This is a genomic window from Litorisediminicola beolgyonensis (assembly GCF_042679605.1).
Taxonomy (GTDB): Bacteria; Pseudomonadota; Alphaproteobacteria; order Rhodobacterales; family Rhodobacteraceae; genus Litorisediminicola; species Litorisediminicola beolgyonensis.
In genome coordinates this window covers 66,143-89,688 of the sequence record NZ_JBHTMU010000016.1, presented here as the reverse complement: position 1 = coordinate 89,688, position 23,546 = coordinate 66,143, and the positions used below count along the sequence as shown (strand labels likewise).

The window sequence follows — 23,546 nt, the reverse complement described above, 5'->3', positions numbered from 1 at the left end:
AGAAAAGATAATGAACGAGAGGCGGATACACCGCCTCCGACCGCGTCTGGGGAGGAGTGCGGGACAATGGGACGGCATCTTGTGCTGATCGAGGATGAACCGAACATCATCGAGGCGATCAGTTTTATCCTGTCGCGCGACGGCTGGACGGTGAAATCCCATTCCAACGGGGCCGACGCCGCGCAGGTGGTCGAACGCGAGAAACCCGACGTGGTGATCCTCGATCTCATGCTTCCGGGCAAATCCGGCTACGACATCCTGCGCGAGATCCGCGCCCGGGAAGAGACCGCGGGTCTGCCGGTGATGATGCTGACCGCGCGCGGCCAGCCCAAGGATCGCGAGCTGGCCGAGCGGGCAGGGGTGTCGCATTTCATGACCAAGCCCTTCTCCAATGCCGAGATGCTCGAAGCCGTGCGCGCGCTCGCGCCGGTGACATGAGCCTCGAAGAGGATCCGCGCGGCACACCGGTCTTTCTCGAACGCCGCTCCTACCGGCGGCGGCGCCTGCGCGACGGGCTGCGCCTCTTGCCGGTGCTGGGCCTCTTCATCTGGCTCGTCCCGCTGCTCTGGGCGCGCGGCGGCGCCGAGGCGCCGTCCTCGTCCTCGGTGCTGATCTATCTCTTCACCGGCTGGGCGGTGCTGATCGTCATGGCCCGGCTCTTCGCCGCGCGGCTCGCCCGCGACGCCGCCGAGGACAGCCTTGCGGAGGCGGGAGGCAGCGAGGGGTGAGCGCGCTCAACGGTCTCTTTCTCGCCTGTCTCGGCTATGTGGCGTTTCTCTTCGTCATCGCCTTCGTGGCGGAACGCGCGGCGCGCCGCGGCCGGGGCCGCTGGGTCTCGGCACCGGTGGTCTACACGCTGTCGCTGTCGATCTACTGCACCGCCTGGACCTTCTACGGCGCGGTCGGCTCCGCCGCGCGCACCGGCTTCGAATACCTGACGATCTATCTCGGCCCGAGCCTCGTGATGATCGGCTGGTGGTGGATCTTGCGCAAGCTGGTCCGAATTGGCCGCGCGCAGCGCATCACCTCGATCGCCGACCTGATCTCGTCGCGCTACGGCAAGTCGAACACTCTGGGCGTCCTCGTGACGCTCCTCGCGGTGGTCGGCACGACCCCTTATATCGCGCTCCAGCTCCAGTCGGTGACCCTGTCCTTCGAGGTCTTCGGCCTCCAGGGCAGCCTCCGATCCGGCGCCGACCCGCACCGCTTCACCGCCTTCTGGGTCGCGGCGGGGCTCGCGCTTTTCACCGTCCTCTTTGGCACCCGCAATCTCGACGCCAACGAACGCCACTACGGCATCGTCATGGCCATCGCGGTCGAGGCCGTGGTCAAGCTGACCGCGCTCCTGTCGCTCGGCATCTTCGTGGTCTGGGGGCTGGGGGGCGGACCCTCGGCGATGCTCGACCGCATCGACGCCTCCGCGCTCGGCGCGTGGAACGTCTCCGGCGGGCGCTGGGCGGGGCTGATGTTCCTCTCGGCGGCGGCCTTCCTCTGCCTGCCGCGCATGTTCCAGGTGCTGGTGGTCGAGGCCCCCTCCGAGACCCACCTGCGCACCGCAAGCTGGGCCTTTCCGCTCTACGTCATGCTGATGTCGCTCTTCGTCCTGCCGATCGCCGTCATGGGGCTCGAGCTGCTGCCGCCGGGCTCGAACCCGGACCTCTTCGTCCTGACCCTGCCGCTCAGCCAGGGCGCCGAGGGGCTGGCGGTCCTGTCCTTCTTGGGCGGCTTCTCTTCGGCGACCTCCATGGTCATCGTCGCGGCGCTGGCGCTGGCCACGATGGTGTCGAACCACATTGTCATGCCGCTCTGGCTGCGCATCCAGGGCGGCGGCGCGGCGATCTCGGGCGATGTGCGCGATGTCCTTCTGACCGCGCGCAGGCTCTCGGTCGCGGGCGTCCTGGCGCTGGGCTACGGCTATTACGCGCTTTCTGGCGGCGGCACGGCGCTCGCCTCCATCGGTCTCGTGAGCTTCGTGGGCGTCAGCCAGGTCCTGCCCGCCATGCTGGCCGGGCTCTTCTGGCGCGGGGCCACGCGCACCGGCGCGCTGGCGGGGCTGTCGGTCGGCTTCGCCCTCTGGCTCTACACGCTCTTCCTGCCGTCGCTCGGGCCCTCCGCGGTCTCGCCCGCGATCCTCGCCGAAGGTCCCTTCGGCCTCGGGTGGCTGCGTCCGCAGGCGCTCTTCGGCATCGCCGGTCTCGATCCGCTCCTGCACGCGGTGTTCTGGAGTCTCGCGCTCAACGCCGCCTGCGTCTTCGTCTTCTCCGCGCTCAGTTTCCCGCGTCCGCTGGAGCGCCTGCAGGGCGCGCAATTCGTTAACGCAGCGCCCGCGACCGCGCATCGCTGGACCGGCGGGCTGGCCCAGAGCGAAGACCTCCTGATCATGGCGCAGCGCATCCTCGGCGCCACCGACGCGCTCGCGCTCTTCCGGGCCGAGGCGCGGCGGCAGGGCGGGCGCACCGACCTGCCCGAGCCCACGCCCGATTTCCTCCAGACGCTCGAGCGCGAGCTCGGCGGCTCGGTCGGCGCGGCCACCGCCCATGCCATGGTCAGCCAGATCGTCGGCGCTACGCAGATTTCGGTGCAGGACCTCATGGCCGTGGCCGACGAGAGCGCCCAGCTCATGGAATATTCCGCGCGCCTCGAGCAGCAATCGACCGAGCTGACCCGAACCGCCCGCCAGCTCCGCGAGGCCAATGACAAGCTCACCCGCCTCTCGGTCCAGAAGGACGCCTTCCTCAGCCAGGTCAGTCACGAGCTGCGCACACCGATGACCTCGATCCGCGCGTTTTCCGAGATCTTGCGCGACGGGGACGTGCCGGCCGAGCAGCGCCACCGCTACGCCTCGATCATCCATTCCGAGGCCTTCCGCCTCACCCGCCTTCTCGACGATCTTCTCGACCTGTCGGTGCTCGAGCACGGCAAGGTCAGCCTGAACCTCCAGCCGGTGCGCCTGGACGAGGTGATCGACCGCGCCCTGGCCTCGGCCGGGGCAGGCGAGGGCGGCGGCATCGCGATCCGCCGCGATCCGGCCACCGAGGAGGTCACGCTCGTGACCGATGCCGACCGACTGGCGCAGGTCTTCATCAACCTGACGGCCAATGCCGGGAAATACTGCGAGGCCGAGGCGCCCGAGCTGACCATCCGCGTCAGCCATGGCGAGGGCCGCGTTCTTGTCGATTTCATCGACAACGGCGCCGGTCTCGAACGCGAGGTCCGCGCGGTGATCTTCGAGAAGTTCACCCGGATCAGCGAGCAGAAGGCCTCGGGCGCGGGGCTGGGCCTCGCGATCTCGCGCCAGATCATGACCCGGCTCGGCGGTGGCATCGATTATCTCGCGGGCGAGCCCGGCACCGCGTTCCGCGTCAGCCTGCCGGAGGTCGCGATCGAGGATATCGCGGCGCAATAAACCTCTAAACTTGGCTGTAGAAAGAGTTTGTTAGGACATCGCTGCCAGTGTCGAGACACGGCAGGACACAGTACAGGCACTCTCTCAACATGCCGGACAGACGCGCATCGGACGACCGGGATGGCCTGCGCCAGAAGGCGCAGGCGGCCCGGCGGCGACAGGACGCCCGGGGCATGTCGCTGGAAAAGGCGTTCTGCCGGGCCTTCGCCCGCGCGGCCGAGGGACTCTGGGATCTCGCCGTCCTTGCCCGCGAACCGAAAAGCATCCTTTACGATCAGGAGATGGCGGTCCGCGCGCTGTCGAATTGCGACCTGATCCTCCTGCTCGACGGCCCCGACGGCCAGCCCGGTTTCGCCGGGTTCGACCGCACCCTTGTCGCGGGGCTGATCGAGATACAGACCTTGGGCCTCGTCTCGGCCATGCGCCCCGAGGAACGCGTGTTCACCGCCACCGACGCGGCCATGACCGCGCCGCTTCTCGACGACGCGCTGACGCGCTTTGCGGGCTACGCCGCCGCGCTCGACGAAGAGCCCGCCGCCGAGTTTCGCTTCGGCGCGATGCTGGAATCGGCCCGAAGCGCCGGGAACCTTCTGAACGCCAGCGCCTATCGCGGCTTCACCGCCGCGCTCGATCTCGCGGGGGGGCGGCGGCATGGGCGGGTGGTTTTGCTCCTGCCGGTGCCCGAGCATGACGACGCGGCGGATGAACCTGCGGGCACCTCTCGCGGACGCCCGCACGAGGCGCTGATGCTGGGGCTGCCCGCGCAGCTCGACGTCGTTCTGGCCCGCGTCACGCTGCCCTTGTCCCAGGTGCGCGATTTCCAGCCCGGCGATGTCCTGAGCCTGCCGCGCGGCGCGCTCGGCACGGCGGAGCTTGTCGCCGGTCCCCGCCACCGGATCTCGCGCGGGCGGTTGGGGCAGGTGGATGGACACCGCGCCTTCCGCCTGAGCGACGCGCTGGGCGGTCAGCCGCAAGCGGCTGAACCTGCCCCGGACACGCCCACCGCCGTAGCGGACGCACCCGCGCGCGCAGCGCCTCCGCCCGCCCCGCGCGCCTTGCCCGAGACGCTGCCAGACCTGCCGCCGCTCACCTTCGACGAAATCGGCCCGGGCAAATGACATCCCGGACCGGTAGCAGCGCCAATGCAAAACGGCGGACCCGAAGAGCCCGCCGTCTCGATCCTGTCACCCTGTGGAAAGGCTCAGCCCTCCGACATCTCCTCGAGCCGCGGCCGCAATCCCCCCAGATCGTAGCCCGCGCGCGCCGCGGTGCCGAGGATCTCGTCCACCGGCTGCGCGCCGGCCTGACCGAGCGCCCAGATCACCGTCGAGCGGGTGCCCGAGGCGCAATAGGCCAGAACCTTGCCCTCGGCGCCCTCGGCCAAAGCCTTGTGACGCGCGATATTCTCGGGCGTCATGGTCTGGTGGGTCAGCGGCAAGGCCTCGAAGCTCAGCCCCGCGGCCTCGACCGCGGCGCGGATCGCGTCGGCTTGGTGGCTCGGCGGGACTTCCGCATCGGGCCGGTTGCAGATCACACGGACGAAACCGGCCTGGGCGATGGCGGGCACGTCCTCGACCGCGATTTGCGGCGTGACGGCATAGTCGGGGGTCACCTGTCGAATATCCATGATCCTGACCTACTGCGCCGGAACGGCCCTGTCGAGACGCCGCACGATATGGGGCGTCGCCGCCATGCCCGCGAACATCGCCGCGAGGAATACCAGAAGCGGCCAGCCGCCATAGGAAAGCGCCGCGATGGACGGGCCGGGGCACAGCCCCACGAGCCCCCAGCCGAAGCCGAAGAGGATCGAGCCCAGCACCAGACCGCGGTCGAAGCGGATCGGCGGTCGGGCCGGGAAGGCGCTGCCAGCGAAGGACGTGCCGCCGGTCTCGGCGACCCGCCAGGCGATCGCCATCGGCAGGATCGCCCCGCCCAGGACGAAGGCCAGCGTCGGATCCCAGTCGCCGAACACGTCGAGCCAGCCCTGCACCTTGGACGTGTCGGTCATGCCCGAGAGCCACAGGCCCGCTCCGAAAAGCGCGCCCGACAGGAAACTGATCAGTTTGCGCATCAGATCACTCCCAGAAGATGGCGGAAGACGACGAGCGTCACGCCGCCTGAGACGAGATAGATCAGCGTCGCCACGATGCCGCGCGGGCTGAGGCGCGAGATGCCGCAGACCCCATGGCCCGAGGTGCAGCCATTGGCCATCCGCGTGCCGATCCCGACCGAAAGGCCCGCGACGACGAGCGCCCAGACCGCGGTGGTCAGATGGGTGATCTCCGGCGCGAAGATCAGCGCCAGGAGCGCCGGCGCGCCCGCAAGGCCCAGGAGAAACAGCAGGCGCTCGCCCGCATCGCGGCGGCCCGATCCGTCGATCAGCGCGCCGATCAGCCCGGACGCGCCCATGATGCGCCCGTTTCCGAGCAGAAACAGCGATGCGGCGATCCCGATCAGAAGGCCGCCGCCGAGGCCGTAGAGATAGTCGAGTGGCATGACGCCCTCCGCAGTTCAGTTGCGAGACATATAGACATATTCATATCTGTAATCAATTGCCGCAACTGCGTATCTCTTGGGCAGTTTGTGACGACCGTGTAAAAAAGCGCCGCGTCACTTTCTGATAGCGCTATCCAACCTTGATCCGTATGCGATCATAGACCAAGGTCGTAGAACACGCGCAGGTCTATCAGGGTCTTTTTGCCGAGGATGCGCCGCAGGTCAGGTGGCGGCATGCTTCAGGCAGAAGGAAGGATTTGCGTCTATCGGGCCGTGCCGCGGTCCAGGCCAGCAGGGGAGGACTGAACATGGGCGACACGCTTTACAACCGCATCGATGCTCTGGAATCCGAGATCGCCGATCTCGATGACGCCGCCGAGCGCCAAGAGATTGCGACCCGTCTCGACCGCGTCGTGACCACGCTCGGCCGCCCCTTGGCCGCCAGCCGTCCGCGCGTGCGTCGCCGCACCGACCTGCGTGTCGAAGAGGCGCTCGAGGCGCATTTCGACAATATGCCGGTCTGAGTCTTCGCGGACACGCCCCGGTCGCCCTCCGTCGGCGACCGATTGCCAGACCGGACCGACCGCCTTCTAATGTGGCCTGAACGCTTGGTTTTTTCCATCAAGTGCAGGAGAGCGTATGTCGGTCCTCGTCAGAATGAGCCTCAGCGGCGATGTCGCGGTGCTCGAAATCGGGGCCGATCCGTCTCCGGCGAACCTCACGCTGTCGCTCCGCCAGGCGCTGGCCCGCGCGCTTGACATCGTCTTCACGCGCGAGGACGTGGCGGGCGTCGTCCTGATCGGCGGCCCCGGCGGCTTCCCTCTCGGCGCGGACATCGCCGAAATCCCCAACATGACCGCGGCGCCGACCGTCGCCGATCTCTGCACGCGCATCGAAGAGAGCGCGCGTCCGGTGGTGGCCGCGCTCTCGGGCTCGGTCCTGGGCGGCGGGCTGGAACTGGCGCTGGCCGCGCATGGACGGGTCGCGCCCAGGGATGCGAAGATCGGCATGCCCGAGCTGCGTGTCGGGCTGATGCCCTCGGCGGGCGCGACCCAGCGCTTGCCGCGCCGTCTCGGCGCGGGGCCGACGCTCGACTGCCTTCTCGAGACCAAGCTCATGAGCGTCGCCGACGCCCCCGCCGCGCGGCTGTTCGACAGGCTGGTGGATGGCGACCTGCGCGCAGTCGCGGTCGAGACCTGCCGGTCGCTTCTGGGCCGCAGCCCGTTGCCGCGTCTGTCCCAGGACCGGGGCGGGTTTTCCGACATGGCGACCTACCAGGCCGCGATCGCCGAGCGCCGCGAACGCATCGGGGGCGCCACGAGCGCGGCGCAGACCGAGATCATCGCCGCCGTCGAGGCCGCCGCGCTTCTGCCGTTCGAAGCGGGGCTCGCCTTCGAGGTCGACAGTTTCGAGACGCTTTTGCGCTCGGAGGCCTCCAAGGCGCTGCGGCACGCGCTCGTCGCCGAGCGCCAGGCCGCGCGACCGCGCGTGCCCGAGGGCACGGCCCTGCCGGAGATCGCCCGTGTCGCCATTCTAGGCGGGGGACCCCTTGCCGCGGACCTGGTCGTCGCCTGCCTTGTGTCCGGGCTCTCGGTGGCCTGGGGCGCGCGCGATCCCGAGCGTCTGCGCGCCGGTGTCGCCGAGGTCGAGCGTCTCTTCCGCCACCTCGCCGCCGTGGGGCGCGGCACCACCGAACATTTCGCGGAACTCGTCGCCAATCTCTCGCTCGGCGACGCCGAGGCGATGGCCCAGAATGTCGATTTCGCCGTGATCGCCGCGCCGGGGCAGCGCGGGGTGCGGCTGCCTCTCGATCTCGTGCACGCCAAGGCCGTGCCTTCGGATGTCCGCCGCCTCGGGCTGCGGTTCCAGCCGCCCGCCTATGACAGCCGGTTGCTCGAAATCCTCGCCGGACCCGAGGCCGAGCCGCGCGACATCGCCCACGCCCTGAGTTTCGCCACGAAACTCAACAAGGCCCCGGTCCAGCTGCGCTCGACCGGCGAGACCGGCGTGCGTCGGCTCGATGCCGCGCTGCAGCGGGCCGCAGACGCGCTGGTCGATGCCGGGCAAAGCCCCTATGCCATCGACTGGGCGCTCCTGAATTGGGGATGGGCGCGGCTGCCCTTCCGCAACCGCGACGTTGCCGGATTGGCGGCCCACGCGCAAGCCCCGCGCACGGAGGGCGCGGTCAACTGGAGCGCGCGCCTCGCCGAGGCCGGTCGCGCCGGTCGCGCGACGGGGCAGGGCTTCTATCGACACGCGGCGGGGGGCGAGAGCGAGGATCCGGAGCTGATCGCGCTCCTCGATGCCGCGCGCCCGCCTACCACGCGGATGCCAGACACCGAGATCCAGGACCTGCTGCTCGCCGCTCTCGCGGATGAGGGGCTCCATATGGTGGGCGAGGGGATGGCCGGGCGGCCGGTCGATATCGACGTGATCGCGATCCTCGGGCTCGCCTTTCCGCGCTGGCGTGGCGGCCCGATGTTCGCGGCGGATGCCGCGGGTCTCTTCCGGTTGAAGCGCAAGCTCGACAGCTTCGATCATCCCGACCGCGCCTTTGCCACCCCGCATCCGCTCTGGGCCGAGCTCGTCAAGAACGGCGCCGGGTTCGTAAGCCTCGACGCGGTGTCACCGGCGCCGCTGGGCTGACGCGCGCCGCCTGCTCAGCCGAGCAGGAGCCCGACCACCACCATCATCAGCCCGATCGCCGACAGAAGCAGTGCGCCGAGATTGAGCGGCACGACCTTCTGCAATTCCGCCCTGAGCGCGTCGTCGCCGAGACCGGCGCGCTTGGCGCGGGTCACCCGCAAGATGCACCAGATCAGGCCCGCGAGCCCCGCCACCGACACCGCCGCGCCGCCCCAGACCAAGATCTCCATGCCGATTGCCTCCTTGCCGGACCCCTGCGGCGGTAAATCAGGCGTGCCGCTGCCGCAACCCCTTGATGGGATCCCGCGCGCTGGGGTATCGGGAAGCCTCTTTCAGGCAGGAGACCGAGCATGCAAGACGGACAGGGATCGGACAGCTACGGCGTCGCAGCGGGCGAGCTGCGCCAGTTCATCGAGCGCTTCGAGCGTCTCGAGCAGGAAAAGAAGGACATCGCCGACCAGCAGAAAGAGGTCATGGCCGAGGCCAAGGCCCGCGGCTACGACACCAAGGTCATGCGCAAGGTCATCGCTCTTAGAAAGCGCGAGCCCGACGATATCGCCGAGGAAGAGGCGGTGCTGGAGATGTACAAGGCCGCGCTCGGCATGGCCTGACCGCAGTTCGCGCTTTGCGCGAGCATTGTCGGTTAAGCTGCTGAATTTATAAAGGATCAGCGCCTTGGGGTCGCGCCCGAGAGGCGCTTCAGCTCGTCCTCCAGCACCCGCGGCTTGTGCCGCGCGGCCGCGAGCGACGTCTCGGCGCTTTCCTCCGCAAGAGCGCCTTCGGCCACGCGCGCCAGCCCGTAGCTCGCCACCGCGTCGCGCCCCAGAAGCGCGCGTGCGAAGGCAAGGCAGGCGAGATAGACGCTCTGCGCCGACAGGACGCCCGGCCCCTCGGCGGGCAGGCCTTTCGACACCGCCTCGCAGGCCTCCGCATCGGTCGACAGGTAGCTGCGGCAGATCATCGGCCTTGCGGCGTAGGCCCGACAGGTCCGCGTTTCGGGATCGAGCGCCGGGCAGGCGCGGGGGTGCCAGTCGCGCCCGGAGGCTGCCCCCGCCAGCGGCGCCAGCGCGGCATGTAACTGGCGCGCTTCGGCCTGAGAGATCACCGCGCCGTCCTCGCCCGCGAGAATGCAGCAAAACGCGCAGCCCGCACGGCAGGCGGCCCGGGCCGCGATCCCCTCGGGATCGCCCGCCTGCGCCTCGAGCTCCGCGCCGCCGATCCGCACCGCCGGCACCCCGTCGGCCATCGAGCGCAAGAGCTCGTCGCGCGGCACCCGGTGCTGGTCCGCCGTGTCGAGATAGATGCCGAGAAGCTTCCGCGCGCGCTCGACCGCCGCGCCGCTGGCGCGCAGTCGCGCCCGCCGCAGCTTGGACGTCAGCCCCGCCGCGCTCACGTCGAGATCAGGGTGACGCCGGACATGCGGCCGATCTGCCAGACGTCCTCTTCGTAACTCGCGCTCAGCGCGTCGATATAGACGCCGTCCCAGCCCGCCAGATCGACCTCGTCCTCGATCGCGTCGTCGAGCGCGTATTTGTCGAGAAAGGCCGACATCACCCGGCGCTTCTGGCGCTCGTTGATCGTCGGATGCTCGGCCAGATAGGCGCGGAACCGGGCCATGCCTTCTTTCTGCATGATCTCGGCCAGAAGTTCGAAGCTGCCCTTGATCCGCTCGCCGGGCTCCAGCCCCGAGGCCTCGCGCACGATCTCGCCCCAGATGAGCGGCGTGTCCTCGTTGCACCAGACGGTGATCGGGATCTCGGGATGCGCCGCGCGGAGGCGGGCGATCAGCGACGACCACCGCATCTCGGCGGGATCGAGCCCGGACATGAACTCGTCGAAACTGGGAAGCGGCGTCTCGCGGAAGGCCGCGGGCAGAAAGGTCGCCGGATTGCGGATGGCGAGGAAGAGCTCGAACTCCGCGTCGGGAAAGAGCCGCCGCACCGCGCCGGTCCTGTCCTCGGCCTTGCGATAGGGCAGGCCGCCCTGCATCGCCAGCTTCGGCACGCCCCAGAGCTGTTCGTGGCTCAGAACCAGCCGCTCGATCCGAGTCTCGGCATCGACATCGCCGAAAAACACCCGCCGCACCTCTTCGGGAGCGGGGGGCTTGGCCTTGGGATCGGCCAGCGCATGCGCCTGGTCCGACAGGAACTTGCGATAGCGGCTGGCCCCCGGCGCGTGGCTCCCGCGCGAATTCAGAAGCCGCTCGTTGGCCTGGAGGCAGCGCAGCAGGCGTCCCTCGTCGGTGAAATGCACGCCTGTGTGAAGAACGACTTTCATCGCGTCTCTTTTTGTCTCTGCCCAGCCTGTTTATAAGCGCTTTCGCCGGGGTTCCAACCGCCTATCTGCAACCGTCAAGGACGCGCGATGACCGCTTCGACCACAGTCCAGACCGCCGCGGGGCGCAGGTCCTCCCTGTCGCTCTGGTCGTTCGGCGCGGTCGCGATCGCGGCGGTCGTGCTGGCGCCGATCCTCGCCGTGGCGTGGATCGCGGTTTTCCCCGAGACGAATATCTGGCCGCACCTGATCTCGACCACGCTGCCGCGCTATCTGGGCAACACGCTGGTCCTGATGCTCTCGACCGGGCTCGTGACCGCGCTCACCGGCACCGGCGCGGCCTGGCTGATCACCCGCTACGAGTTTCCGCTCCGGCGCTGGCTGGAATGGCTGCTGCTCCTGCCGCTCGCGATCCCGGCCTATGTCGGCGCCTATGCGCTTGTCGATCTTCTGGAATATGCCGGACCGGTGCAGACGGGCCTTCGCGCGTTGATGGGCTGGCAGAACGCGCGCGACTATTGGTTCCCGGAGATCCGCTCGATGGGCGCGGCGATTCTGGTGCTGTCGGCAGCGCTTTACCCTTACGTCTATCTCCTGACCCGCGCCGCCTTCCGCGAACAATCGGGCGCGGCCGAAGAGGTTGCGCAGTCCCTGGGCGCGGGCGCGTTCGAGCGCTTCCGCCGCGTCGGCCTGCCGCTCGCCCGGCCCGCTATCGCGGCAGGCGTGGCCATCGTGATGATGGAGAGCGTCAACGATTTCGGCACCGTCGACTATTTCGCCGTTCAGACGCTGACCACGGGCATCTTCTCGGTCTGGCTGCAATCGGGCAACGCGGGTGGCGCGGCCCAGATCGCCTGCGTGATCCTCGTCCTCGTCGTCGTCCTGGTGACGATGGAGCGGATCTCGCGCCGGAAGATGCGGTTCTTCGATCTCTCGCGTGGCCATCGTCGCGCCATCCGCAAGGAGTTGCACGGCGCCTCCGCGGCCCTCGCGACGGGCCTTGTCGCCCTGCCGTTTCTGATGGGGTTCGTGCTGCCCGCGGGCGTCATCCTCGAGCATGCGCTCGACAATGCCGAGGAATGGCTCGATCCGCGGCTCCTCAGCGCGACGCTGAACACGCTGATGGTGGGCTCCATTGCCGCCGTGGTCACGGTCGCGGGCGGGGTCTTCATGGTCTACGGCGTCCGCATCTCGCGCCAGCGCCTGCCGCGGCTCCTGATGCCGGTCACCTCGATCGGCTACGCCGCCCCGGGCGCGGTTCTGGGCGTCGGTATCCTGATCCCGCTCGCGGCGCTCGATCACGGTCTGGCCGACGCGGTCCAGCGTATGACCGGCACCGATATCGGCCTCCTCCTGACCGGCTCGGCCTTCGCCCTGATCCTCGCCTATTGCGTGCGGTTCTTCGCCATCGCCCAAGGCGCGGCGGACGCGGCGATGGGGCGGGTCTCGCCCAATCTCGCCCTGGCCGCGCGGTCCCTGGGCCGCAACCAGGGCCAGGTGCTGGGCGCGGTCTACTACCCGATGATCCGCGGCTCCGTTGCCTCGGCGCTGCTTCTGGTCTTCGTCGATTGCGTCAAGGAACTGCCCGCCACGCTCCTCCTGCGTCCCTTCAATTTCGAGACGCTCGCGACGCGCGTGCATGAGCAGGCGAGCCTGGAAAATCTCGGAGGCACCGCGCCCGCGGCGATCCTGGTGATCGGTGTCGGGCTTTGTGCCGTGGGGCTCCTGGCGCGCGCCAACCGCTGATGTTTCGCAGCGAAACACGGGGCTGTTCTGCCGCGAAGGCAGGGGATTACACGTAAAAGTTGATCTTATGCGTGAGCTGCGCGGCTCAGCGCACCACCACCTCGTCGGCGCGGATCATGCCAAGCACATCGCGGGCCTGCTGATCGAGCAGGTCGAGATCGAGGAAATCGTCGGACAGCCGCCTGGTGAGGTTCTCCATCCGCGCCACCTCGGCGCGCACCTCTGCGAGCTCGGTCTCGAGCGCCTCGGCCTCGGCATTGATCTCAGCGCGGCGAAAGATGCCGTAATCACCCTGCACCGCCGCAAAGACGAAGCTCGCGCCCGTCACCATGGCAAGCGCGGTGTAAAGGATCGGCCCCAGCGCGGTGGGCTTGCGAAGATGGGTCATGCTCTGCCTCGAACGGCGCCTCTGGCGGGCGCTGCCGTTCACTATGGCACGTCTCGGATGGGATAGGAATCCCCCGCGCGAACGGAATTTGCGCGGGGGACCCAGAAATCGCGCGGGAGGCTCAGCCGAGAGCCGCGACGCCCGGCAGCGTCTTGCCCTCCATCCATTCGAGGAAAGCACCGCCTGCGGTCGAGATATAAGTGAACTTCTCCGCCGCACCGGCCTTGTTCAGCGCCGCGACCGTGTCGCCTCCGCCTGCCACGGAGACCAGCTTGCCCGCCGCCGAAAGATCCGCCGCATGCGCCGCGGCGGCATTGGTCGCGGCATCGAAGGGCGCGATCTCGAACGCGCCGAGCGGCCCGTTCCAGATCAGCGTCTTCGCGCGGTCGAGCACCTCCTTCACATGCGCGACCGAATCCGGTCCTGCATCTAGGATCATCGCGTCGGCGGGGCAGTCCTCGGCCTTGACCGTCTCATGCGCCGCGCCCGCCTTGAACTCGCGCGCGACCACCACGTCGCGGGGCAAGAGGATCTCGCAGCCGCCCGAGGCCGCCTTCTCGGCGATCTCGCGCGCGGTTCCGGCCATGTCATGCTCGCAGAGCGACTTGCCGACATCGACGCCCTGCGCCGCGAGGAAGGTGTTGGCCATGCCGCCGCCGATCACCAGGATGTCGACCTTTTCCACGAGGTTCGACAGGAGCTCGAGCTTGGTCGAGACCTTGGCCCCGCCGACGACCGCCACGACCGGGCGCTCGGGGGAGCCCAACGCCTTCTCGAGCGCCGAAAGCTCCGCCTGCATCAGCCGCCCGGCGCAGGCGGGAAGCTCGCGCGCGAGCGCCTCGGTCGAGCTGTGCGCGCGATGCGCGGCCGAGAACGCGTCATTGCAGTAGAGATCGCCGAGCTTGGCCATCTCCGCCGCAAGGCCCGCGTCGTTCTTTTCCTCGCCGGGCTCGAAGCGGGTGTTTTCCAGAAGCAGCACCTGTCCCGGCTTGAGCGCCTCCGAGGCGACCTTGGCGGCCGGTCCGTGGCATTCGGCGACAAAGACCACCTCGCGCCCGAGCGCCTCTTCCAGCGCGGGCACCAGCTGCGCGAGGCTCATCTCTTCGACACGTTGGCCCTTGGGACGGCCGAAATGCGCCAAGAGAATCGGCATTCCGCCCGCCGCGACGATGTCGTCGACGGTCGGCACGATGCGCTCGATCCGCGTCGCGTCGGTCACGCGCCCATCCTCGACCGGAACGTTGATGTCGACACGGACCAGCACGCGCTTGCCCGAGAGATCCATGTCGTCGAGGGTTTTCCAGGCCATCCTGAGCCTCCTTTGGTTCGGTTGCCGCCTGTGCTGCCGCAGGGGGCAGGCGGGGTCAATTCCAGACCTGCCTCCTCCGGGCATCGGGTCAAGCGCCGATAGCGCTAACATGGCTTCCATAGCCCGCCCGCGCGCCGCCGTCAAAACCCCAGGCACGCCGCCCCTTTGCGCTTCTTCTTTTTCCAAATACGCCTCGACCGATCCGCCGCCCGCGCAACGGTGACTTGTTCGCCTCCCCCCGCGCCGCTACCAAAGGCGCCAATGACCCTTTGAAGCCGAGGAGCCCGCAATGGCCGAGATCAAGGACCCAGAGAACACCATCCTCATGGAGCTGAAAGATGGCACCGTGACCATCGAGCTTCTGCCCGACGTCGCCCCCCAGCATGCCGAGCGCATGAAGGAGCTCGCGCGCTCCGGCGCCTATGACAATGTCGCCTTCCACCGCGTGATCGAGGGCTTCATGGCCCAGACCGGCGATGTGGCGCATGGCAACATGGAAAAGGACTTCAACATCCGCATGGCCGGCACCGGCGGCTCCGAGCTTCCGAACCTGCCCGCGGAGTTCTCGAAGCTGCCGCATGACCGCGGCACTCTGGGCGCGGCGCGCAGCCAGAACCCGAACTCGGCCAACAGCCAGTTCTTCATCAATTTCAAGGACAACCACTTCCTGAACGGCCAGTACACCGTTTATGGCCGGGTGATCTCGGGGATGGAGCATGTCGATGCGATCACCCGCGGCGAGCCGCCCGCCAAGCCCGACCGGATGATCAGCGTGAAGGTGGCCGCCGATGCGTAAGCTCGTCCTCGCCTTGGCCCTTCTGCCGCTTCCGGCCTTCGCCACCGGTCTCGAGATCGACGTCGCGGGCGAGGCCAACGGCACCATCACCGTCGACCTCTTCGAGGATGTCGCTCCGAACCACGTCGCCCAGATCACCGCGCTGGCGGAAGAGGGCGCCTATGACGGGGTTGTCTTTCACCGGGTGATCGACGGCTTCATGGCGCAGACCGGCGATGTGGAGTTCGGCAAGATGGGCGGCGACATGTCGATGGCTGGTCGCGGCGGATCGGACCGTCCCGACATCAAGGCCGAGTTCTCGGATCTTCCCTTCGAGCGCGGCGTGGTCGGCATGGCCCGGTCGCAATCCCCCGACAGCGCCAACTCGCAGTTCTTCATCATGTTCGAGCCGGGCCCCTTCCTGAACGGTCAGTACACCGTGGTGGGCTCGGTCACCGACGGCATGGACGTGGTTGACGCGATCAAGCGCGGCACCGGCCCGAACGGCGCCGTGGTGGGCGAGCCTGACCGCATGGAGGCCGTGCGCGTCACCGAGTGACACGGCCGCGACGTGAGACCGACAAGCGCCGCGCACCGCTCCCCGGTGCGCGGCGTTTTGCATCTCCGGGATGGCGCGCGCTGCGGCGCGGTCTACTCTCCGGGGACAAAAGCGACAGTGACGAGGAGACCCCAGATGACACCGCAAACCGTGCCCGATGCCGTGTTCCACACCCGCGTGCGCAATCCCGCGCTCGGCGGCGACAACCCGTTCGAATGGAAGGACGTCACGAGCGACGAGATCTTCTCAGGGAAAACGGTCGTCGTCTTCGCCTTGCCCGGCGCCTTCACGCCCGCCTGCTCGGACAGCCATTTGCCGGGTTACGAGCGGCTCTATGACGATCTGCGCGCGGCGGGGGTGGACGAGGTCTACGCGCTCTCGGTCAACGATGCCTTCGTCATGTTCCAGTGGGGCAAGTCGCGCGACATCGAGAAGGTGAAGATGCTGCCTGACGGCAATGGCGAGTTCACCCGCAAGATGGGCATGCTGATCGACCGGACCGCGACAGGCATGGGGATGCGGAGCTGGCGCTACGCGATGCTGGTCGAGGACGGCACGATCGCGCAGCTCTTCGCCGAGCCGGGCTTTCAGGACAACCCGTCCGGCATGCCGCTCGACCGCTCCGCCGCCGAGGTGATGCTCGACTGGCTGAGGTCGCGATGAGCTTCGATGCGCTGATGCGCAGCCGCTGGAGCTGCCGCGCCTTCCGGCCTGACCCGGTGCCGCGGGGCGTGCTCGACGCGATCTTGGGGACCGCACAGCAGACCGCCTCTTGGAACAATGTCCAGCCCTGGCAGGTCGTCCTGACCTCGGGCGCGGCGACCGAGCGGCTGCGCGAGGCGCTCTGCGCCGCCTTCGATGCCGGGCTCGAGCCCGATCCGCATATCCCGTTTCCCGAAGCCTATGAGGGCGTCTATCGCGACCGCCGCCGCGCCTGCGGCTTCCAGCTCTATGACGCGGTGGGGATCACGCGCGACGACAGCGCCGCGCGCAGCCGCCAATCACGGCGCAATTTCGAGCTTTTCGATGCGCCGCACGCGCTGATCGTCACCACCGAGGCCAAGCTCGGCACTTACGGCGTGCTCGATTGCGGGGCCTATGTGCACAACGTCATGATCGCCGCCGCCGAGCATGGGGTCGCGAGCATCGCGCAAGGAGCTCTCGCCACCGTCTCGCCCCTCTTGGCCGAGCAGTTCGATCTGCCCGAGGGACGCAACGTGGTCTGTGGCGTGGCGCTCGGCTATGCCGACGAGGATCACCCGATCAACCGCTACCGCGTCCCGCGCGCGCCGGTTGCCGATGCGGTGCGGTTCGTCGAATGAGCGTCGCCTCGACGGAGTTCACCATCGCCACGCGCGGCCCCGGCCTGACCGAGTTCACCCGCGAGGTCGCGGCCTGGGTTGCGGATCGGGGCGACGGTCTGTTGACGCTCATGGTGCGGCACACTTCGGCAAGCCTCCTGATCCAGGAGAACGCCGATCCGGAGGTGCGGACCGACCTTCAAGCCTTCTTCTCCCGTCTGGTGCCGCCGACGACCGATCCGTCGATGTCCTACCTGACACACACCTATGAGGGGCCGGACGACATGCCGGGCCACATCAAGGCCGCGCTCCTGCCGGTGTCGCTGTCGATCCCGGTTGTGCGGGGCCGGATGGCGCTCGGGACCTGGCAGGGCATCTATCTCTTCGAGCATCGGGATGCACCGCACACGCGGCGGGTGGCGGCCTCTTTCGTGAGCTGACGGGCCTGAGCTGACGGGGATCTTTCGTGAACCGGTAGCGATAGAGCTGTCATCCAGCACGAGCGCTACCGGTAAGGGGCGGTCGGTCTCCGGGGCCGCAAACTCCGCCGTCGGTGGCGCCGGATGCACGGCCGAAGGGGCCTTGTGGTGCGAACACGCGCCTGCCTCATCGGTTCCATCGGCCTCGCTGTTAGGTGACACATTGATATGCAGGACCTCGGAAGACCTCGGTGGAGGTCGGAAGAAGCCGGAAGACCTAGATAAATCGGAGGGTTGGGGGCTGTTCGGTCGAGCGGATCAAACGTCTCCACATGTCAGTGCAGTGACGCTTCAAAGCGGCGTTTCGAGCGCTCGTAAGGGCCTTTATGTTAAATTTTCGCCGATCGAGGCGAGGCAGGTCTAAGCCCTATTCAATCAACGATAAATTGGTCCTAATGGCGTCGAGTTTGGGCCGAAAATCGCCGCGATCAGGTCGTGGAACTCGGACGCAGGGCGCGGAGTTTGCGCAAAACGTCCGAGAACGGGATTCGCGCAATGAAAACGGATGGTTGGCGTTTTTCGTATCGCGCGATCGTCAAGCTTTTCTCGGACGCTTTTTCGGTCGATTTCCCCCCATCCGAGGTGCAGTCATGGAGAACGTCAGGGGTCTTTCTGCGGTGCCACATCGCGAAAGGACAACCCGGTTGTGACGGAGCGGGTCTAAGCCCTCTTCAATCAACGATAAAATGGTCCTGATGGCGCCGAATTTGGGCCCAAAATCTCCGCGACCTGGTCGTGGAACTCGGAACTGCGCTTCCGAGAAAGATTTCCAGTTCCGAGAACGGGATTACGCCTTTAGATACAGGCACATAAGGTTTTCAGGTGGTGCGCGATGGTCCTTCCGAACTCGGAACGGATTTTCGCGGGAACGCGGCGTGCCAGGACAATGTAATGCGATCCAGCGGACGATCTCGACGCGCATTCGTCTGACGTTGCTACGGGTCGAGATGCGCCAGTCCATTTCGGCCGGCAAATTCTCATTTCACCGTCGTCGCCAATCACCTTCCAGGTGGAAGATGATTGCGAGAGTTGAAATGCGTTATTGTTTGGAGATGAGACGGATCAGGTCGGCATATTGTCGCGCTATATGTAGCAGGCCCTCCGGGCTATCTCTGCCAGGCGATGTACAGCCTTTCTTCCAGCGCTCGACTTCTGAATTCAACTGCTCTAGGCCCTGTCTCCAGAGCGTCTTGCGATAGACTATTTCATCTTTGTACGAGAATTTAATTTCATGTCGCATTTTGTAATTGGCGATCTTATAGGCCAGCTCTCGAATTTCCCGCTCAGGCGGCTGATACGTCGGATTGCACGCTTTCAGGTCGGCAGAGTAACTTATATAGGCTTCAAAGGTTGAGTGCAGGAAATCTGCTTCCGAGGGCTTCTCCTCGGCATTTGCAGTTCCGAGAGAAAGCCAGAAGGCTGCGGAATAAATAAGTGCTGACTTCATTCAGATCTCCGAAATAACCGCTCTTACACGGCCTGATATGAAAATAGATTGTGCCTCTGATCCTTCAATCGTCTTTGGTGGATAATTTGGATTGTCTGAAGTTATGAGTAGCCGGATATCATCCTCAGATCCTAATACGGCTAGTCTCTTTATGAAAAGCTCATCGTTGAGCGTAAACGCATACATATTTCCGTTCACTATCGTCTTTTCAGCAAAGTGAATTAGGGCGAGGGACCCATTTCGAATGGTTGGCGACATGCTGTCACCTTCGACTTTTATAAGGCCCGCAAGATCGCCATTTATTCCATGTCGAAGAAGCCATTCTCTAGTAAATGCAATATTGTCCGCAGATTGCTCGTCGGGAATTAGTTTTCCTCTCCCGGCCGATGCTGCAATTTCAAATCTTCGGACCAACTGTACCTCGCTCGCTCCAATTACAACGTCGCCGCGTGCAGGTTTTGACAAATCAGCTTGAGTTATATCTCTCGTGCGTCCTTCATACTTCGCTGGCTTGGTGATCATGTCTCCGTCGCCTGCAAGCATCCAAACTGGGTTTACGCCCAGAATAGTCCAAAGACGCACCAATAGGTCGAACGATGGCTCCGTTCGTCCAGCCTCTATGTCTCCGATAAAACCCTGACTTCGTGATACTTTTTGGGCTAGGGCCCGTTGAGACAACCCCAAAGCCTTCCGAAGGCTTGCGAGCCGTTGACCGTAAATTGCGTTCATTTAGGAAAAAGCTCTTGAATTGATCGTTTAATACGGTCATTTTGCGTTTGAACGTAACTCACGGTCAAGGTGCCCTGTTTGGAGCCCAAATTATGACAAAACATCAGCAAAACTACCAGCCCGGGCCGATCTTCAACGATGTCGCATGCGGAGCTCTGCGCGCGCTGGGATCTCGTGCCTCGACCTTTGCGGAGCGGATCGGCAGCAACCCTCAAAACCTGCGCAACAGCTTGATCGGCTACTCGAACAACGAAGCTGCTCAGCGGGTGCGTGAGGAGCTGATCAAGGCCATCGGTCCGGACCTTTTTGCGCTTCTTTATGCGGAGCGGATCAAGCGCGAGGGGCTCGGCAAATGAGCCGCCATGAGCAGCTCTCGGCCCTCGCAGATGCAACTGTGGCGAACCTCACGCCTCAAGAGCGCGTCGCTGTCGCGGTGCTCATAACTGACCGGGTCAGCGATCCCGGCTGTTTCGCCGATCTCCGCCACGCCTCGCGCCTGATCCGCGAGCATGGCGACCAGCTGCTGCTCGAGCGTCTTACCGAGGAGCCGGGCAATCTTGTGCAGTACGAGGAGGCGCCGCGTCGCCCGGGTCTCTTGGCAAGGCTGGATGACGGGGTCTTCGGCGACGTGATCGGCGGTCTTTGCGTGGCGGTTCTCGCCTATGCCGCCTTCGTCATTGCCGGGGTTCTGCAGTGATTTCTCAATTTTTCCAATAGCTTTCGAGGTCCGCCTAGATGCATCACGCCCGTCTCTCTCATTCTCCGCGGTTGCGCCGCGCACTCGACGTGCTGAAGGCCGCGAAAGGTGCGGTCAGCACGCTCGAGTTGGCCACAAAGGCGCAGATTTGTGCCGTCAATTCGGTGATCGCGGAGCTGCGCGACAATGGCGCGAAGATCAGCTGCCGGGTGGAGACCCGGGAGGGCAAACGCGTGTTCCTCTACACGCTGGAGAGCGCGCCGGAGGGCTCGCTGGAATGAGTACCGCGCGCAAGATGAGCCTGACCGAGCTTCCGGTCTCCGACATCGTCGCGAAGGACAGGCTGAGGCCGGTCTCGACAGCCGGTGTGGAGGCGGTGATGGCCTCGATCACCGAGCTCGGGTTCATGAAGGACCCGATCCATGTCCGGAAGATGCGCAAGAGCGGCGAGTTCAGGCTCCTGGCCGGCGGTCACCGTCTGGAAGCGGCTCGGCGGCTCGGCTGGGAGACGATCCCGGTCACCGCCTGGGACTGCAACGACGACTTCGCCCGGTTGATGGAGATCGACGACAACCTCGCAGGCGCGGAGCTGACGGCGCTGGACAGCGCGGTGTTCCTGGCAGCCCGGAAGCGGGTCTACGAAAAGATGTTTCCGCAGGCGGCTGCCGCAACCGGAGCGGACCTGGTTGCGAAGCGCTGGAATACGGCGGACATCATGTCCGTCGTATCCTTTGCCAGCACAACTGCCGAGAAATTCGGCCTGACTGAACGCCATGTCCGTCGTCTCGTCAGTGCCGGAGGAAACCTCGGTCCAGACGAGGTCGCCAAGCTGCGTGCCGCGCCGCGATCGGTAACGCTGAAGGACCTGATGGTCATCGGCAAGATCGGCAATCCCGTGGAGCGGTATCACGTCGTCGAAGCGCTCGCGGATGGATCGGAACGGTCGGCGGCCGCAGCGCTGAAGGCGTATCATTCCGTCGGCGAAAGGCCTGCCGACAGCGATCCCGTAGAGCAGTCGTACAGAAAGCTGGTGATACTCTACGACCGGGCACCCGCAGCCGCTAAGCGCCTCTTTGAAGATTTTCTGCGCGAGCGCGCTGCCGAGGCCGACAATGGCTAAGGCGTTCCGCCCCAACAAAGAGTGGTGGACGCCGAAGGAGCTGGCAGAAGCCAACCTTCCCGGCCTTCCGACCTCCGAGCGGCGCATTCTGGAACGCGCAAAGCGATTTGCTTGGAGGACGCACGCGCGATTGGCGCGCCGTCGGACGGGGAAGGGCGGCGGCTGGGAGTATCACTGGACGCTGTTGCCCGAGGTCGCCCAGGCCCGGCTCCTTGCCCAGGCCCGGAAGCCTGCTGCGGCACCTGCGACGGAGCCGGTCGACCGAACCGAGGCCTGGGCATTCTACGAACAGCAAACCGAAAAGCACCGCGAGGTGGCGCGGATGCGGCTCGAGGCGATCCAGATGGTCGAGACCCTTGCGCCGCATGTGGGCAAGGACCACGCGGTGCGCGAGGTTGCTCGCCTGCGGAAGTGCTCCTATCGGGCGATCTGGACCTGGCTGGCGCTGGTCGAGGGTATCCGTCTCGACGATCGCCTCGCCTATCTCATCCCGCGGTATTCCCGGGCAGGAAACCGCGGCACGAAAGCCAGTTTCTCACAGGACTTCTGGGAGTTCCTGAAGTCCGACTACCTTCGGCCTTCGGGCCCGAATTTTCGCGCGTGCTACCGGCGCGCGCTGCGCGTCGCCGAAGCGGAAGGGTGGGAGACCGCGGGCGAGCGGACCATGCGCCGCCACCTCGAGCGCGACGTCTCGGAATTGACGATGATCCTGCATCGTGAGGGCTCGGAGGCGCTGAAGCGGAGGTTCCCGAGCCAGACGCGCGACCGGCTTTCGCTTGAGGCCATGGAGGCGGTCAACGCCGACTACCATCGGTTCGACGTGTTCGTGCGCTGGCCTCTCGACGATGGCTCCGGCGGCTTCGAGATCGTGCGTCCGCAGATGGTGGCGTTCCAGGACATCTATTCCGGACGCATCCTCAGCTGGCGGATCGACCGCACGCCGAACAAGGTGGGCGTCAGCCTGGCGCTCGGCGACATGATCGAGCGCTTCGGCATTCCGGAGCGGATCGTCCTCGATAACGGGCGCGAGTTCGCGAACAAGTTCCTGACGGGCGGCGTGCCGACCAGGTTCCGCTTCAAGGTCAAGGATGACGATATCCCGGGCGTTCTCGTGCAGCTCGGGATCAATGTTCACTGGGCCACGCCCTATAGCGGCCAGTCCAAGCCGATCGAACGCGCGTTTCGGGACCTCTGCGAGGATATTGCCAAGGATCCGCGGTTCGAAGGCGCCTACACCGGCAATCGGCCCGATGCGAAGCCGGAGAACTATGGCTCCCGTGCCATCGCGCTCGAGGAGTTCATCCGGATCGTCTCGGAGGGCATCGAGGAGCACAACGCGCGGGGCGGACGCCGCGGCCAGACCACCATGGGACGCAGCATCCTCGAGACATTCGAGGAGAGCTATCGCCGCGCTCCGATCCGCAAGGCGACGGCGGAACAGCGCAGGCTGTGGCTGATGGGGGCAGAGGGCGTGAATGCCCATGCCAAGACCGGGCTGATCAAGTTCATGGGCAACGAGTACTGGTCCGCGTGGATGCACGAGATCGCGGGACAGAAGGTGGTGGCGCGCTTTGATCCGGCGGACCTGCGCGCGGGGCTGCAGCTCTATCGGCTCGACGGCACCTTCCTCGGCCAGGCCGCCTGCAAACTCGCGGCCGGGTTCTTCGACCTCGAAGAGGCGCGGGCGCACAAGTCGGCGCAGCGGCGCTGGATGAAGGCCGAGAAGGAAGCGGCCGAAGCCGCGCGGCGCTTCGATGCGGCCAAGCTCGGCGAGTTCCTCGACGGTGCCGCGCCGCCGGATGGTGCCCCGACCGAGCCCTTGGAGGCGAAGGTGGTCAGCTTGCCGCGGGCGCGCCCTCTGGAGGCACCTCGGGTTCAGCCCGCGCCCATGTCCCACGAGGAGCGCGCCGCGCGCGAGGCCTTTGTGGCGGATTTCAACGCCCGGAAAGCAGAACGTCAGCGCCCGACCGAGGACGAAGACGATCCGCGCTTCTTTTTCAGGCGCGCTCTTGAGATGGAAGCCCGTCAGGAGGCCGGAGAGCCTCTGACCCGCGACCAGGAACGGTGGCTGTCGAGCTACCAGCAGACCCCCGAGTACAGGGCTCAGAAGAGGATCCACGAGGATCTCGGCAGCGGGTTCGAGGGGGGAGGGAGTGGCGCGGCGGGTTAGGGCC

Annotated in this window: 28 protein-coding genes and 1 pseudogene; 18 read left to right on the top strand and 11 right to left on the bottom strand. The window is 66.3% G+C overall.

Annotation, left to right across the window (positions count from 1 at the left end):
• Positions 1-66 precede the first annotated feature (66 nt).
• The 4 genes from ACFQ4E_RS10940 to ACFQ4E_RS10925 all read left to right on the top strand — a co-directional run bounded on the left by ACFQ4E_RS10940 (position 67) and on the right by ACFQ4E_RS10925 (position 4,524).
• Positions 67-438 (top strand): response regulator transcription factor, encoded by a 372-nt coding sequence (locus tag ACFQ4E_RS10940; protein ID WP_386803450.1) that lies wholly within the window; start codon positions 67-69, stop codon positions 436-438.
• Positions 435-728, top strand: coding sequence for a hypothetical protein (locus tag ACFQ4E_RS10935; protein ID WP_386803448.1), 294 nt, complete (start codon positions 435-437; stop codon positions 726-728). Before ACFQ4E_RS10940 ends, ACFQ4E_RS10935 begins: the two co-directional genes overlap by 4 nt.
• Positions 725-3,406, top strand: a complete 2,682-nt coding sequence (locus ACFQ4E_RS10930; RefSeq protein WP_386803447.1) for an ATP-binding protein — start codon at positions 725-727, stop codon at positions 3,404-3,406. Before ACFQ4E_RS10935 ends, ACFQ4E_RS10930 begins: the two co-directional genes overlap by 4 nt.
• 89 nt (positions 3,407-3,495) lie before the next feature.
• Positions 3,496-4,524 (top strand): FliM/FliN family flagellar motor C-terminal domain-containing protein, encoded by a 1,029-nt coding sequence (locus ACFQ4E_RS10925; protein ID WP_386803445.1) that lies wholly within the window; start codon positions 3,496-3,498, stop codon positions 4,522-4,524.
• 83 nt (positions 4,525-4,607) lie between these two features.
• Here ACFQ4E_RS10925 and ACFQ4E_RS10920 read toward each other — a convergent pair whose 3' ends face one another.
• Genes ACFQ4E_RS10920 through ACFQ4E_RS10910 form a run of 3 tightly spaced genes read right to left on the bottom strand, consistent with a single transcriptional unit; the run spans position 4,608 to position 5,902 of the window.
• Positions 4,608-5,033 carry a TIGR01244 family sulfur transferase gene (locus ACFQ4E_RS10920; protein WP_386803443.1) on the bottom strand — a complete coding sequence of 142 codons (426 nt, stop codon included), beginning with the start codon at positions 5,031-5,033 and terminating at the stop codon, positions 4,608-4,610.
• 9 nt (positions 5,034-5,042) lie between these two features.
• Positions 5,043-5,477 (bottom strand): DUF6691 family protein, encoded by a 435-nt coding sequence (locus ACFQ4E_RS10915; RefSeq protein ID WP_386803441.1) that lies wholly within the window; start codon positions 5,475-5,477, stop codon positions 5,043-5,045.
• The gene (locus ACFQ4E_RS10910) at positions 5,477-5,902 is read right to left on the bottom strand and encodes a YeeE/YedE family protein (RefSeq protein WP_386803439.1); all 426 of its coding nucleotides are present in this window, start codon (positions 5,900-5,902) and stop codon (positions 5,477-5,479) included. The genes ACFQ4E_RS10915 and ACFQ4E_RS10910 overlap by 1 nt, the downstream gene beginning before the upstream one ends.
• A 308-nt stretch (positions 5,903-6,210) precedes the next feature.
• Here ACFQ4E_RS10910 and ACFQ4E_RS10905 point away from each other — a divergent pair, with 308 nt between their 5' ends.
• The gene (locus ACFQ4E_RS10905) at positions 6,211-6,426 is read left to right on the top strand and encodes a hypothetical protein (protein WP_386803437.1); all 216 of its coding nucleotides are present in this window, start codon (positions 6,211-6,213) and stop codon (positions 6,424-6,426) included.
• A 115-nt stretch (positions 6,427-6,541) separates the two neighbouring features.
• On the top strand, positions 6,542-8,548 hold the full coding sequence (locus ACFQ4E_RS10900; RefSeq protein WP_386803436.1) for an enoyl-CoA hydratase-related protein: 2,007 nt from the start codon (positions 6,542-6,544) through the stop codon (positions 8,546-8,548).
• A gap of 14 nt (positions 8,549-8,562) precedes the next feature.
• Here ACFQ4E_RS10900 and ACFQ4E_RS10895 read toward each other — a convergent pair whose 3' ends face one another.
• Complete coding sequence (locus ACFQ4E_RS10895; protein WP_386803434.1) at positions 8,563-8,778, bottom strand: hypothetical protein; 216 nt, start codon at positions 8,776-8,778, stop codon at positions 8,563-8,565.
• 120 nt (positions 8,779-8,898) lie between these two features.
• Between ACFQ4E_RS10895 and ACFQ4E_RS10890 the strand changes: the two genes are divergently transcribed.
• Complete coding sequence (locus ACFQ4E_RS10890) at positions 8,899-9,159, top strand: DUF2312 domain-containing protein (protein WP_386803432.1); 261 nt, start codon at positions 8,899-8,901, stop codon at positions 9,157-9,159.
• Between the two features lie 56 nt (positions 9,160-9,215).
• Here the strand turns inward: ACFQ4E_RS10890 and ACFQ4E_RS10885 are convergent, their stop codons facing one another.
• Together ACFQ4E_RS10885 and ACFQ4E_RS10880 are read right to left on the bottom strand one after the other, a co-directional pair.
• Positions 9,216-9,941: a YkgJ family cysteine cluster protein gene (locus tag ACFQ4E_RS10885; protein WP_386803430.1), complete on the bottom strand. Its 726-nt coding sequence runs from the start codon at positions 9,939-9,941 to the stop codon at positions 9,216-9,218.
• Positions 9,938-10,825, bottom strand: coding sequence for a hypothetical protein (locus ACFQ4E_RS10880; protein WP_386803428.1), 888 nt, complete (start codon positions 10,823-10,825; stop codon positions 9,938-9,940). The genes ACFQ4E_RS10885 and ACFQ4E_RS10880 overlap by 4 nt, the downstream gene beginning before the upstream one ends.
• Positions 10,826-10,912: 87 nt before the next feature.
• On the opposite strand from ACFQ4E_RS10880, the gene ACFQ4E_RS10875 reads away from it, so the two are divergent.
• On the top strand, positions 10,913-12,568 hold the full coding sequence (locus tag ACFQ4E_RS10875) for an ABC transporter permease (protein WP_386803426.1): 1,656 nt from the start codon (positions 10,913-10,915) through the stop codon (positions 12,566-12,568).
• 85 nt (positions 12,569-12,653) lie between these two features.
• Here the strand turns inward: ACFQ4E_RS10875 and ACFQ4E_RS10870 are convergent, their stop codons facing one another.
• Both ACFQ4E_RS10870 and ACFQ4E_RS10865 read right to left on the bottom strand, forming a co-directional pair.
• Positions 12,654-12,956, bottom strand: coding sequence for an FtsB family cell division protein (locus ACFQ4E_RS10870; RefSeq protein ID WP_386803425.1), 303 nt, complete (start codon positions 12,954-12,956; stop codon positions 12,654-12,656).
• Positions 12,957-13,077: 121 nt separating this feature from the next.
• On the bottom strand, positions 13,078-14,265 hold the full coding sequence (locus ACFQ4E_RS10865) for a phosphoglycerate kinase (RefSeq protein ID WP_386803423.1): 1,188 nt from the start codon (positions 14,263-14,265) through the stop codon (positions 13,078-13,080).
• 289 nt (positions 14,266-14,554) lie between these two features.
• On the opposite strand from ACFQ4E_RS10865, the gene ACFQ4E_RS10860 reads away from it, so the two are divergent.
• From ACFQ4E_RS10860 to ACFQ4E_RS10840, 5 genes are all read left to right on the top strand, one after another.
• Positions 14,555-15,061, top strand: coding sequence for a peptidylprolyl isomerase (locus tag ACFQ4E_RS10860; RefSeq protein ID WP_386803421.1), 507 nt, complete (start codon positions 14,555-14,557; stop codon positions 15,059-15,061).
• Positions 15,054-15,599, top strand: a complete 546-nt coding sequence (locus ACFQ4E_RS10855; protein WP_386803419.1) for a peptidylprolyl isomerase — start codon at positions 15,054-15,056, stop codon at positions 15,597-15,599. Before ACFQ4E_RS10860 ends, ACFQ4E_RS10855 begins: the two co-directional genes overlap by 8 nt.
• A 135-nt stretch (positions 15,600-15,734) precedes the next feature.
• Complete coding sequence (locus ACFQ4E_RS10850; protein ID WP_386803418.1) at positions 15,735-16,262, top strand: peroxiredoxin; 528 nt, start codon at positions 15,735-15,737, stop codon at positions 16,260-16,262.
• On the top strand, positions 16,259-16,921 hold the full coding sequence (locus tag ACFQ4E_RS10845; RefSeq protein ID WP_386803416.1) for a nitroreductase: 663 nt from the start codon (positions 16,259-16,261) through the stop codon (positions 16,919-16,921). The genes ACFQ4E_RS10850 and ACFQ4E_RS10845 overlap by 4 nt, the downstream gene beginning before the upstream one ends.
• Positions 16,918-17,340, top strand: a complete 423-nt coding sequence (locus ACFQ4E_RS10840; protein WP_386803414.1) for a secondary thiamine-phosphate synthase enzyme YjbQ — start codon at positions 16,918-16,920, stop codon at positions 17,338-17,340. Before ACFQ4E_RS10845 ends, ACFQ4E_RS10840 begins: the two co-directional genes overlap by 4 nt.
• 1,078 nt (positions 17,341-18,418) lie before the next feature.
• Here ACFQ4E_RS10840 and ACFQ4E_RS10835 read toward each other — a convergent pair.
• The 3 genes and pseudogenes from ACFQ4E_RS10835 to ACFQ4E_RS10825 form a co-directional block, all read right to left on the bottom strand.
• Positions 18,419-18,826, bottom strand: coding sequence for a hypothetical protein (locus tag ACFQ4E_RS10835; RefSeq protein WP_386803412.1), 408 nt, complete (start codon positions 18,824-18,826; stop codon positions 18,419-18,421).
• The gene (locus ACFQ4E_RS10830) at positions 18,827-19,348 is read right to left on the bottom strand and encodes a S24 family peptidase (protein WP_386803472.1); all 522 of its coding nucleotides are present in this window, start codon (positions 19,346-19,348) and stop codon (positions 18,827-18,829) included.
• A gap of 21 nt (positions 19,349-19,369) precedes the next feature.
• Positions 19,370-19,555: pseudogene (locus tag ACFQ4E_RS10825) on the bottom strand (helix-turn-helix domain-containing protein); the annotation flags it as partial.
• 92 nt (positions 19,556-19,647) lie between these two features.
• Between ACFQ4E_RS10825 and ACFQ4E_RS10820 the strand changes: the two are divergent.
• Genes ACFQ4E_RS10820 through ACFQ4E_RS10800 form a run of 5 tightly spaced genes read left to right on the top strand, consistent with a single transcriptional unit; the run spans position 19,648 to position 23,542 of the window.
• Positions 19,648-19,911 (top strand): hypothetical protein, encoded by a 264-nt coding sequence (locus ACFQ4E_RS10820; RefSeq protein WP_386803410.1) that lies wholly within the window; start codon positions 19,648-19,650, stop codon positions 19,909-19,911.
• Positions 19,908-20,252 (top strand): hypothetical protein, encoded by a 345-nt coding sequence (locus ACFQ4E_RS10815; RefSeq protein WP_386803408.1) that lies wholly within the window; start codon positions 19,908-19,910, stop codon positions 20,250-20,252. The genes ACFQ4E_RS10820 and ACFQ4E_RS10815 overlap by 4 nt, the downstream gene beginning before the upstream one ends.
• A gap of 38 nt (positions 20,253-20,290) precedes the next feature.
• Positions 20,291-20,533 carry a hypothetical protein gene (locus ACFQ4E_RS10810; RefSeq protein WP_386803406.1) on the top strand — a complete coding sequence of 81 codons (243 nt, stop codon included), beginning with the start codon at positions 20,291-20,293 and terminating at the stop codon, positions 20,531-20,533.
• The gene (locus ACFQ4E_RS10805; protein WP_386803404.1) at positions 20,530-21,372 is read left to right on the top strand and encodes a ParB/RepB/Spo0J family partition protein; all 843 of its coding nucleotides are present in this window, start codon (positions 20,530-20,532) and stop codon (positions 21,370-21,372) included. The genes ACFQ4E_RS10810 and ACFQ4E_RS10805 overlap by 4 nt, the downstream gene beginning before the upstream one ends.
• Complete coding sequence (locus tag ACFQ4E_RS10800; protein ID WP_386803402.1) at positions 21,365-23,542, top strand: transposase domain-containing protein; 2,178 nt, start codon at positions 21,365-21,367, stop codon at positions 23,540-23,542. Before ACFQ4E_RS10805 ends, ACFQ4E_RS10800 begins: the two co-directional genes overlap by 8 nt.
• The last annotated feature ends 4 nt before the right edge of the window (positions 23,543-23,546 follow it).